An 11,153-nucleotide genomic window follows, 5' to 3' on the forward strand; every position below is an offset into this window, starting at 1 on the left:
AAGACTCCCGCCGCCGAGGGATTCCGCCCGGGCGGCGGGGGCTTCGGAGGCGGTGGCGCTTCCGGAGGCTATTGATGCCGCGAACTGAGAGCGGGGAGTTCTGTGGGGCCGGACCGAGCTAAGTGACTGCAATCATACCAAAAATCATCAGACTTCGGCCCCTTTTTGGGCCTTAAACCGGCCTTTTCCGGCAAAAAAGGAAACCATGAACCCGATCACCTTCGCCCCCATCGGCACCATCCACTCCCCCTTCACCAACCCGGAGGGGATGCCGATCCAGCCCGCCGGGGCCCGGGAGGCGATCGGTACCGTGGTGATCGACCCCGCCTTTGAGGCGGGGCTGCAGGACCTGGAAGGGTTCAGCCACCTCTACCTCCTCTATCACTTCCACCGCGCCGCCCCGATGCGGCTCAAAGTCGTTCCCTTCCTCGACCGCCGGGAACACGGCATCTTCGCCACCCGCGCCCCCGCGCGGCCGAACCCGATCGGCCTCTCCGTCGTCGAGCTGCTGGAGGTCCGGGGCAACCGTCTGACGGTGCGCGGCATCGATGTGCTGGACGGCACGCCCCTGCTCGACATCAAGCCGTATGCCGAGGCCTTCGACCGGGTGGAGGGGAGCCGCAGCGGCTGGCTGGCATCCTCCCCGGAAGAAATCGCCCGCCAACGTTCCGACCGGCGGTTTACCTGATCCGTTCCGGTTGCATGCCGCCCGAGTCTCATCCTCCTTCTTGCGCTTTTTCCCGCCGCCTGCTAAACAGGATATTGAGAGTAGTTGTTTGCGCGACAGCGTTGTCGCGAGAATGGGCTGCGTGCCCAAGGAAGTGTGCCATGACCCGAATCACGACCCTGTTTCTGCTGCTGATGCTCTGGTGCGGAGCGGCCTTCGCCGTGGTCTACCAGTGCCGGGACAAGAATGGGAATCTCTTCCTGACCAACAACCGGGACAAGTTTCCTCCGGGGTGTGTGCAGATCGGCGAGCCCATAGGAGAGCAGCCCGCACCGTCGCCGCCGGCAGCGACACCCCCTGCAGCCCGGGGAAGCGAGCCCGAGATGCGCGAACGACGGCGCCAATCATCGCCACCGCGCACCCAGGCGCCCCCGGCGCCAATGGAAGTGCCGAAGCCTGAGGCGCCTCCACCCGAGGCGGATGCGCCAGAGGAAGAAGCGGAGTGACGGCAATCAAGCATAAACCATCAGATCTTCTACCCTGCTTGAACCTTATTGCGGCATTTTCAGGGTCAAACAGCTAAGGGACCACATCACACCCCCCTCATTCACAAAAATCCCCGCCCCTCCCCCACCCCGCCGAATCTCTGCGGGGTCGGACCATGCTATGTGCCTCCAGCAACCCCGCCCGATTGACACAATCAGGAGAATTGGAGGAACATGAAAGTAGAAGAATCAGTACTTTTTCCGTCGAACGAATCGAGATGGGATGCTCACCGTCATCGCGATGGGGAGAGATTCTTCAGCCCTTTCAGTATCGATAACAGCTGGTTATTGCAACGCCGAGGGAAGCCGCCCCAATCAAAGAAAAGGCGACAGGATGAGGGGAAAACCATCCACATTCATGACTGCGGGTCTGGGTGCCCTGTTGTTGACGCTGGCAGGTGCCGGCTGCAGCGTCGTCCCCAAAAACAACCTGCCGCTCCATCAGCGCTCCGTCGTGATCGCGGATGCAGCCGGGGTGGAGGAGATTCTCGCCAGGGCCTCCGTGGAGACCGTCACCGCTCCCGGGGCCACCGCCATCCGGGTCCTCCATCTGCAGGGCACGCCCTACGAAATGGGCTTCCAGCACGGCGCCCTGCTCAGGGACGACATCCAGGCCATGTACCGGCAGACCATCCGGCGGGTTAAACTTCTCATGGCCGAGGATATGCTGGACGAGGCGTACGACCTGATGGCGCCCTACATCCCGCGGGAAGAGATGGAGGAAATGCGCGGGCTGGCCCATGGCGCCGACGTCCCCCTGCGGGTGGTCCACTGGATTCACAGTATTCCCGAGATCTCCGAATACGGGTCGAAGAAGCGGTTCAGCCGCGGCTTCAGTCCGACCAGCTGCAGCAACGTCGTGGCCTTCGGCCAGGCGACGGCCGACGGCGAACTGTATCATCTCAGGGTTCTGGACTGGTCGCGGGATCTGGGGATCCAGAGATGGCCGGCGATTCTGGTGCATCGGCCCGATCAGGGCAACGCTTCGGTCACCTTTGCCTATGCGGGCTTCATCGGCGCCGTTTCGGGAATGAACGGACAACAGATGACCTTCGGGGAAATGGGGTACGGCAACCCGCCCGGGGAGAGCATGGAGGGGATCCCCTTCATTTTCCTGTTCCGCAAACTGATGCGGGAGACCGCCAACCTGGAAGATGCGCTGAGGATCATCACCGCCGTGCCGAGGACCAACTCCTACGTCTACGTGCTCGGCGACGCCAAGCAGCAGAGCGGCGAAAAACGCGGCCTTCTGTTCATAACCGACCGCGGCCGGGTTTTGACCTTTGCCGAGAACACCTTGCTGAAAGATGAGCGGGAGGGCGGCGACACCTACCTCCCCATTAATGACGTGGTCTACGGCGGGGCGAAGGGTGACCTGCTCTACGCGGAGATTCTCCGACATTACGGAACGATTGCTCCCGGGACGTTGATGACATTAACAGCGCCGGTATCCCTGAAGAGCAATCTGATGAACGTGATTCTCAAACCCGCAACCCTGGAAGCCTGGGTCGCCAACGCAACCGAGGAAGCCGGCGAGCCTGGCAAGGCGGCCAATCAGCCGTGGTTACATTTCGATTTCGCCAAAGCGTTGGGCAGGTAGATTCCATGGTCAGGGCTCCTGCCGGTCCTGGGGGCGCGTATGCCAGCAAATGTAAAGGGATTCCTGGTCAGGCTTCTCCCCATTCTGGCCTTGTGCCTGGTCGATGCCGGCTGTGGTCAGGAGGGAGCAGACCCGACCTACCGCGGCCCCAGGCCGTTACCCGAGGAATTGAAGGCAGCCTATTCGTATACCAGTTTTACAGGCCCCGTGAAGGAGCGCGTCCTCAAGGAGCGCTCAACGTACACCAAGCGGCAAATCAGCTTTCCTTCCACCCACAACATTCTGCCCGGTCAGCGCGACATCCTCATCGATTATTACGATCTGAAGGGGGACGGTAAAAAACCCGTCATCCTGGTCCTGCCGATCCTGGGGGGCAGCAATGACGTGGAGGACTCCTTTGCCAGGTATTTTGTCCAACACGGTTTCTCGGCCGCCCTGGTTCACCGGCAGGAGAAAAAGGATCTCGTTGACGGCCTGGAATCCATCGACGCCAATTTGCGGCAGATCGTCTTCGACCACCGGCAGGCGATCGACTGGATAGAGACGCGGGACGAGCTGGATGCCTCCCGAATCGGCGTTTTCGGGATCAGCATGGGGGCCATCAAGGGAGCCCTGATCAGTGCCCTTGACGAGCGCATCGGCGCCAGCGTATTGGCCTTGGCGGGTGGCGATATCCCCTACCTGCTGACGTATTCGAATGAGCCGGGGATCGCCAGACGTAGAACCGAGTATTTAGCGGAACATCAGCTGACACTGGCGGCTTTGCAGGAAACACTGAACCGCAAAATCACCTGCGATCCCATACATTTTGCCGAGTATATCGATGCCAGAAAAGTCCTGATGGTCCTGGCCCTTTTCGACAAAACCGTCCCTTTTGAAAAAGGACGGGAGTTGAAAGAAAAAATGGGCGATCCCGAATCCATCTACCTGTTTTCCGGTCACTACACCTCGATCCTCTTCAAAAATTACGTCAAGTACAAAGCCAGGAAATTCTATGAGCGCACTCTCCCGAAGCGTTGAGGTGGTATGGCAAGGTAATTGCTTCGAGCACATCAGCAGCAGCGACGCAGATCCGCACTGCCTGCGCGACGGCATCGCCACCGATCCGACCCGTTGGAAGGGGGACGAATCCCATTGAACAAGCAACTGTTTCTGACCGTCTGTCTGGCGGCTCTCCTCCTTCTCGCCGGCGCCCTCCCCGCCCTCTCCGCCTCGCATCTGGAGCAGGCGGTGCTGGAGGAGATGAACGCCGCCCGCACCTCCCCGCAGGCCTTCGCCGCCCATCTGCAGCGGCACCGGGCCCTCTTCGAGGGGAAGCGCTACCGGCCTCCCGGCGCGGCCTATTTCATTCTCACCCAGGAGGGGCCGGCCGCAGTCGACGAGGCGATCGCCTTTCTCAAGCGACAGCGAGCTCTGCCGCCGCTTGCCTGGGCGGAGGGTTTGGCCCGTTCGGCAGCGGAGCTGGCCCGGGACCAGGCGCAATCGGGGGAGACCGGCCATGGCCGCGGGAAGCTGGGGATGGAGGAGCGGGTCAGCCGCCAGGTGGAGTGGACGGGGAGCATCGGCGAGAACATCTCCTACGGCCCCAACGACGGCCGGGATGTTGTCCTCCAGCTGATCGTCGACGACGGGGTGCCCGGCCGTGGCCACCGCGCCAACATCTTCTCCCCCGATTTCCGGCTGGCCGGAGTGGCCTGCGGTCCGCATCCGACCCTCAGGACCGTCTGCGTCATCGACTTCGCCGGCGGCGCGACGGAGTAAATAAAGTTAGCCTGACATCCTCGCGAAAACCGAAGCCGCTCCGACTCCTTCCCTCTCGGATTACAGCCAGGACAAACAAAGGGGCAACACGGGTAAACCTACTGCAAACCCTGAAGGATTTTCATCAATACCGCCTTGCGCATCTTCAACACCTCCCGGTAATCCTTCTGGTCGGTGTCGGCGATCTCCATGCCCAGATCGGAAACCGTGGAATTGAGCGTCTCGACAAGTATCTGCTGCTCTTCGGGGTTGATATCGAGCGTAATCATGTGGCTTCCTCCTGAGAGTGGCCGATATTTCTATCTTCAAGTTTAAATTGAAAGCCCTGAGAAGCAACCGACATGAAACGTTCGCGCAGCAAGGGAGAGGTCCAGGATTTGATCGTACGAGCAGATAGTTGCAAATATGTTTTTCTTGATTAGTCTTACAACGAGTTGAGAGCCACTTGGGAATGGGGGTGTTTTATGGCTGACTTCGATTTGATCTGCTCGAAATGGTCGCCGCGCCTGCTGAGCCTCATGCGGATCGTGACGGCATTACTGTTCATGCAGCACGGCGCCCAGAAGCTCTTCGGCGTGCCGGCCGAAGCGGCAAAGGTTCCGGTCGACCTGTTTTCCCTGATGGGGCTGGCCGGGGTGCTGGAATTCTTTGGCGGCCTGCTCATCCTGCTCGGGCTGTTCACCCGGCCGGTGGCCTTCCTCCTGGCCGGAGAGATGGCCGTGGCCTACTTCATGGCCCATGCCCCCAAGGGGTTCTGGCCGCTCCTGAACCGCGGGGAGCTGGCCGCGCTGTATTGCTTCGTGTTTCTTTACCTTGCCGCGGCCGGTGGTGGCCCGTGGAGCGGAGATCACCGATGGCGGCGGCGCAGTTGAGGAGAGTACGCTGACGCTGCCAAGTGGTGGAATCCCGGCAAACAGGAACGGGCGGCCTTTCAGCCGCCCGTTCCTGTGTTCCCCATACAGGAGACAACCCAACCCCTGGGTCTTCCCTTGCGCTCCGTTGCCCGACCGAATCACTGGCAACGAAGCAGCTTCTTCCCCTCCTCGAAGAGGACCTCCATCTTGCGCGTACCGGCCACACACGTCACCACCCCCAGCCCGAACAGGGAATGGCTCACCAAAGCCTTGGCCCTGTAAGTTCCGTCCATGTCGTAGGCCATTGCCTGTTCAACCTTCATGGATGGGCGCAGGGTTGCCCACTGCTCCCGCTCGGCGGCCGCCGGGTCGGATTTGGCAGTTCGGGACGCCGGGGCCTTCTTGCCCCCGGCAGGCTTGGTACTTTTTGCCGTTGATTTTTTGTCGCTCATGCTGGATCTCCCTTTTTGCCGGCAATGTGATTGCCGAGAGGCCACAAAGGTCACCGGGGTGGGTGGTTCGGTCGGGCCAAAAAAGGAAGGGCAGCACTAACGCCGCCCTTCCTGCGTTATGGTACAGTCTACTCTGAATAGTCCAGGTTAGGTGAATTATTTCCTGAACGCTGGGGGCGGTTCATCAATTCATGAACATTTTTGAAAGCTTAAATATAATTTATTCAGCAAAAATCGAGATATCAGATCCGCGGACTTTATTCTTAAAGGAGACATCGCATGGGTAGCAGCAAGGCCGAAAGAGTGTTCCTCGTCGCCCTGGTGACGCTCGCCGTTGCCGCCATCGGTGCCGTCTGCCTGCACTCCCTCGAGGAAATCCATTACCTCAAGTCCTTCTTCCCGCCCGCCTTCACCGTTCAGGAAGCCTTCTACGCCAGCGCGATCGAGCTGATTAAAATCCTGATCATCGCCCTGCCGCTATTGTTGATTATAGCCGTCAGCCTCCTTTTTCTGCGGCAACGGGACAACGCCAAAACCAAAGAGGCGGGAACAGCGGCTACGCCCCGGAAAGGCTCCTGACGGTGCAGGAGTGCTATAATCATGGGCAGATGGAGCACCTGACCGGTGCCCCATCCCTCTGGCGGCACAGGCGTAGAGAGAAGGCATGAAACTCCGCGGGAAGCTCCTGATTCTCTTGCTGGTCATCGCCCTGGTGCCGCTTCTGCTGAGCGCGCTGCTGCACCAGGTCACCATGCGTCGACTGGGCACCAACCTGACGACGGACGCCCGCAAGGTCCTGGAGGAAAGGGCATACCAGTTCCTGCAGGGACGGGTGAACGACTTCGGCGTCGCACTGAGGCGGAACCAGGAAACCCTGAGGCTGGCTCTTGAGTTTCAAGCCCGTGAGATCGAATGGCGACTGGCCGCGGAAAAGCCCCGGTCCATCCCGGGTTTCCACCGGGAACAGGCCATCATCCTGATCCGCGACGCCGACCCGCAGGCCGCGGCCGGCGACGTCGCCCGCCTCTCCAGCCTGCCCGAAACCTACCGGCGCATCCAGCATATCCTCCCATCCCTCCTCTACCGGCAGCATACGGCACTGGAATCGGGCGTCTACAGCAGCTACCCCTGGCAGGCCAATTACCCGTTCGACCAGGACCCGCGCAAGCAGCCCTGGTACTTTCAGGCTCGTGCCCGGGAGGGTCTGTCCCGGGAGGTGGTCGCCGATGCCATGACCGGAAAGCCGCTGTTGACGATATCCCTGCCGGTACATCACCCTGACGGTTCCTTCGCCGGGGTGACCGCCATCGACGTGGCCTATGATAGCCTGTTCGCCGACTGGCGACGGCCTGAACGGTGGGCTGGCCAGGCTGAATCGTTGGTGGTGACTCTCCACCGCACGGAGGATCACCAGGCTGGAATCGAAATTCTTCTCCGGGAGAGTCTGCCGGGGACGGATGAAGACTGGAAAATCCCGCCGACTCGAGAGTTCCTCGATTCGGCGAGCCGGGAAGAACTGGCAGCCCTCCAGAGCGACGTCAGAGCCGGCCGGGCCGGGATCAGGAAAATGGACTGGCACGGCCGCGCGGCCCTGATGGCCTACAGCCCCGGAATGGCCGGCGAACCTTTTCCCCTGGTGATTGTCCCGGTCGAGTTGCTCCTGGCTCCTGTAGAACAGGCCGAAGCCTATTTCGGCGAACAGATCCGTAAGGGGCTGGCGCTTTACGCCTATCTCCTGCTGGCGGTGGTCGTCTGGGTGGTCGTGACCGCCTTTTTCCGGGCCGGATCGGTCACCCGGCCGGTGGCCAGTCTCGCCGAGGCGGCCGACCGCCTGGCGAAAGAGGATTTCAAGACCAAGGTCGATATCCGCACAGGGGACGAACTGCAGGCCCTGGGCGAGACCTTCAACCGGATGGGGGATCAGCTCAAGGAACGCCTGGAGATGAAACGTTCCCTGTCCCTGGCCCGGGAAATACAGCAGATGCTCCTTCCCCTCGGTCCGCCCCGTCTGCCGGGATTCGAAATCGCCGGGCAGACCCTCTACTGCGACGAAACCGGCGGGGATTATTTCGACTTCATCGACCTTGGCCCCGGCCGGCTGGGACTGGCAGTCGGGGACGTCACCGGGCATGGCGTCGGGGCGGCCCTGTTGATGGCCACCGCCCGCGGCGTTCTCCGGTCCCAGGCCGCCCGCAGCGGGCTGACCATGGCCCAACTCTTCGGCGACCTGAACCGGCACCTGGCCGAGAACACCGCCGACACCCTGTTCATGACCCTTTTTTACGGCATCATCGACAGTGAAAACCGTACCTTCCACTGGATTTCAGCAGGGCACGGCCCGGTTTTCCAGTTCAGCCGGCAATCCGGTCAATTTGTCGAACTTCCCAGCACCGGCATTCCCCTCGGCATCATGGCGGAGGCCGCCTTCGAAGCCGGCGGTTCAAGGGTTCTGCAGAGGGGGGATATCCTGCTGGTCGGGACTGACGGCGTCTGGGAGACGGAAGGGCCGGCCGGGGAACTGTTCGGGATTGCGCGCCTGCAGCAGGCCGTCGCCGGCGCCGCCGGAGGCACGGCGGAGGAGATCCTCGTTGCCGTCATGGCGGCGGTGGCCAATTTCCGCGGCGAGCCGTCGCCGAAGGATGACCTGACCCTGATCGTGGTCAAATGCTGATGGCGACTGGCAATGACGCCTGGGATTGTGTAGACTGGGCGCTTCATTGTCCCCGATCGACCAGGAAAACGGAAACACCTGAATTGTTTAAAGATTTGGAGGAATACGGTGATCGAACGGATTGACCATCTCAACATCGTGGTAAGCGACCTCGAAAGGACCAGGGATTTCTTCTTCCTGCTCGGCTTCAGGGAAGGAATCCGCTCGGAGCTCGACGCCCGTTTTCTGGAAAAGGTCACCGGTATCCGGGGTGCCCGGGGTCTGTTCGTCGCCCTGCACCACCCCGGCTCCGGTGTGGCCATCGAGCTGCTCAAGTTCGACACCGACAACCGTCCGGCCGACGATCCCGGCCAGGCCGACCGGATCGGCTATCGCCACCTGGCTTTTGCCGTTACCGATATCGAGGAGACCGTTCGCCGCCTGCAGGAGGCCGGAGTCGAGTTCCTCAGTCCCGTCCAGACCTGGGAGAAGACCGGCAAGAAGCTGGTCTATTTCCGCGGTCCCGACGGCATCCTGCTGGAGTTGGCCGAATACCCGCGGCAGAGCTGAGAAAGCCGGCGATAATCTTCAAGTATCCGATGCGGGAGGGTTGTGTTGAAATATTTCGTGCTTATCGCCGTCGGTCTTTTTGCCCTGCTGACCCCCGCGCCGGCCGAGAGCCGCCTTGACCCCCGGCTCAAGTGGCTGACCGTCGAATCCGACCATTTTCGGATTCACTATCATGAGAGCCTGGCAGATGTCGTGCCGCACGCCGTCCGCATCGCCGAGGAAACGCACCGCCGCCTCTCCCCTGCGCTCCAATGGGCACCGTCAGCCAAAACCCATCTGGTTCTGGCCGACGTGACCGACGCCCCCAACGGCTTCAGCACTCCCTTTCCCTACAACCGAATCGTCATTTTCCTGACCCCGCCCCTGGAACAACCGTTTTCCCTGACCGATCAGGAAAACTGGCTGCGCCTGGTCATCACCCACGAATATGCCCACACCCTGCATCTCGACACGGTGCATGGACTGCCGGCATGGCTGCGCCAGGTTTTCGGCCGGGTCTATTTCCCCAACCTTCTCCAGCCGGCGTGGGGAATCGAGGGACTGGCTACCTTTTATGAGACCAGGGCGACGGCGGGAGGGCGGGGCCACTCCACTTATACCGACATGGTTCTGCGCATGGCGGTCCTGGAGGGACGATTCCCGACCCTGGCGCAGGCGGCCGTCTTTCCCGACTCCTGGCCGGCGGGTGAAACCCCCTATCTGTTCGGCGTCGAATTCTACGATTACCTGGTCGAACGCTACGGCCCCGAGCTGCCTGGCCGGCTCAGCCGGAATTACGGCGGTCGGTCGCTGCCCTTCATGGTCGACTCCACCGCCCGGCAAACTTTCGGTTTCACCTTCAAACAGGAATGGCCACTCTGGCAGGAAGTGCTGACGGAACACTACCGGGCGCAGCGGGAGAGGATCGGAGAGCCGTGGCCGACCCTCATCAGGCTCACGGAAGAAGGCTATCGAAACATTTTCCCGGCGGTATCCCCCTCCGGGGCGCTGCTGGCATATTCCTCCCAGACCGCCGATCGCGTCGCCAGCCTGATCCTGATGAATGCCGACGGCAGCGGTCGGCGTGTTCTGCTGCGCCGCCTGGTGCTCGCCGGCGGCGCCGGAATTTCCTGGCTGCCCGACGAATCGGGACTGGTCTATGCCAAGCTGGAGCGGGACCGCTACGACAATATTTTTTACGATCTCTTCCGCTATGATCTGGCTGCCGGACGGGAGTTCCGGCTCACACGGGGACTGCGGGCCGCCAGCCCGGACGCCTCCCCCGTCGGCGGCGATATTGTCTGCGTGCTCACCGCCGCCGGGCGCAGTCGCCTGGCGCTGCTCGACGGCGAGGGCGGCAACCTGCGCTACCTATCCTCCCCGGAGGACCGGCACGACTACTTTTCTCCCCGCTGGTCTCCTGACGGCCGGCGCATTGTCGTCGGCGCCCGCGACGACCGGGGTTTATATACCCTGCGGATCATCGATACGGCCGGCGACCTGCTGGCCGAATGGGCGCCCGGCCCTGGGATCCACTCGGCGCCGGCCTGGAGTCCCGACGGTCGCACGGTCTTTTTCTCTTCGGATCGCTCCGGAATCTACAACCTGTACGCCTGGCGTCCCGAGGAACAGAGCCTCCATCAGGTCACCAACCTGCTGGGCGGCGCCTTCTCCCCGGCCGTTTCCCCGGCCGGCGACACGCTTTTTCTGACAGCCTATGGTGCCGCGGGATTCGACCTCGCCGCCACGCACCTGGACAACGCCCAGTGGCGGCAGGTCGAACCGCCTGCGCCCGACCTCAAGGAACCGGATCCGACGCCCGTCGCTCTTCCTGCAGAGCATCCTGCCCGTCCCTATGCCGTCGGCGACGCGCTGCTCCCCCGGTACTGGTTTCCCTGGCTGGGTTCGGATGAGGACGGCCTGCAGCTCGGCGCCATCACCTCCGGCCATGATCCGATCGAGCGGCACCGCTATGCCGCCACGGTTCTGTACGGCACGCAGACCCGGCGACCGGCGTACAGTCTGCTCTACCAGTACGACGGCCTCTACCCCACCGTGGAGGTATTTGCCTCCGA

Annotated in this window: 12 protein-coding genes; 10 read left to right on the forward strand and 2 right to left on the reverse strand. The window is 62.0% G+C overall.

What is annotated here, in order from left to right; genetic code table 11:
- Positions 1-205 precede the first annotated feature (205 nt).
- The 5 genes from tsaA (at position 206) to VD811_05935 (ending at position 4,573) form a co-directional block, all read left to right on the forward strand.
- Positions 206-688: a tRNA (N6-threonylcarbamoyladenosine(37)-N6)-methyltransferase TrmO gene (gene tsaA, locus VD811_05915; GenBank protein HXV20506.1), complete on the forward strand. Its 483-nt coding sequence runs from the start codon at positions 206-208 to the stop codon at positions 686-688.
- Positions 689-828: 140 nt separating this feature from the next.
- Positions 829-1,173 carry a DUF4124 domain-containing protein gene (locus VD811_05920; GenBank protein HXV20507.1) on the forward strand — a complete coding sequence of 115 codons (345 nt, stop codon included), beginning with the start codon at positions 829-831 and terminating at the stop codon, positions 1,171-1,173.
- Positions 1,174-1,570: 397 nt separating this feature from the next.
- Positions 1,571-2,812, forward strand: a complete 1,242-nt coding sequence (locus VD811_05925; GenBank protein ID HXV20508.1) for a C45 family peptidase — start codon at positions 1,571-1,573, stop codon at positions 2,810-2,812.
- 39 nt (positions 2,813-2,851) lie between these two features.
- Positions 2,852-3,832, forward strand: a complete 981-nt coding sequence (locus VD811_05930; protein ID HXV20509.1) for a hypothetical protein — start codon at positions 2,852-2,854, stop codon at positions 3,830-3,832.
- Between the two features lie 114 nt (positions 3,833-3,946).
- On the forward strand, positions 3,947-4,573 hold the full coding sequence (locus VD811_05935) for a CAP domain-containing protein (GenBank protein HXV20510.1): 627 nt from the start codon (positions 3,947-3,949) through the stop codon (positions 4,571-4,573).
- A gap of 98 nt (positions 4,574-4,671) precedes the next feature.
- On the opposite strand, the gene VD811_05940 is transcribed toward VD811_05935, so the two are convergent.
- Positions 4,672-4,842, reverse strand: a complete 171-nt coding sequence (locus tag VD811_05940) for a hypothetical protein (GenBank protein ID HXV20511.1) — start codon at positions 4,840-4,842, stop codon at positions 4,672-4,674.
- A 195-nt stretch (positions 4,843-5,037) separates the two neighbouring features.
- Here VD811_05940 and VD811_05945 point away from each other — a divergent pair, with 195 nt between their 5' ends.
- Positions 5,038-5,445 (forward strand): DoxX family protein, encoded by a 408-nt coding sequence (locus VD811_05945; protein HXV20512.1) that lies wholly within the window; start codon positions 5,038-5,040, stop codon positions 5,443-5,445.
- A 140-nt stretch (positions 5,446-5,585) separates the two neighbouring features.
- Here VD811_05945 and VD811_05950 read toward each other — a convergent pair whose 3' ends face one another.
- Positions 5,586-5,879: a hypothetical protein gene (locus VD811_05950; protein HXV20513.1), complete on the reverse strand. Its 294-nt coding sequence runs from the start codon at positions 5,877-5,879 to the stop codon at positions 5,586-5,588.
- Positions 5,880-6,158: 279 nt separating this feature from the next.
- Here VD811_05950 and VD811_05955 point away from each other — a divergent pair, with 279 nt between their 5' ends.
- From VD811_05955 to VD811_05970, 4 genes are all read left to right on the forward strand, one after another.
- The gene (locus tag VD811_05955; protein HXV20514.1) at positions 6,159-6,458 is read left to right on the forward strand and encodes a hypothetical protein; all 300 of its coding nucleotides are present in this window, start codon (positions 6,159-6,161) and stop codon (positions 6,456-6,458) included.
- Positions 6,459-6,543: 85 nt separating this feature from the next.
- A complete protein-coding gene (locus VD811_05960; protein ID HXV20515.1) occupies positions 6,544-8,550 on the forward strand; it encodes a SpoIIE family protein phosphatase in 2,007 nt (668 codons plus the stop codon).
- A 108-nt stretch (positions 8,551-8,658) separates the two neighbouring features.
- Positions 8,659-9,099 carry a VOC family protein gene (locus VD811_05965; protein ID HXV20516.1) on the forward strand — a complete coding sequence of 147 codons (441 nt, stop codon included), beginning with the start codon at positions 8,659-8,661 and terminating at the stop codon, positions 9,097-9,099.
- Between the two features lie 45 nt (positions 9,100-9,144).
- Positions 9,145-11,153, forward strand: a 2,009-nt coding sequence (locus VD811_05970) for a hypothetical protein (protein ID HXV20517.1), incomplete at its 3' end; no start/stop codon positions are given.

This window comes from Desulfuromonadales bacterium (assembly GCA_035620395.1).
Taxonomy (GTDB): Bacteria; Desulfobacterota; Desulfuromonadia; order Desulfuromonadales; family DASPGW01; genus DASPGW01.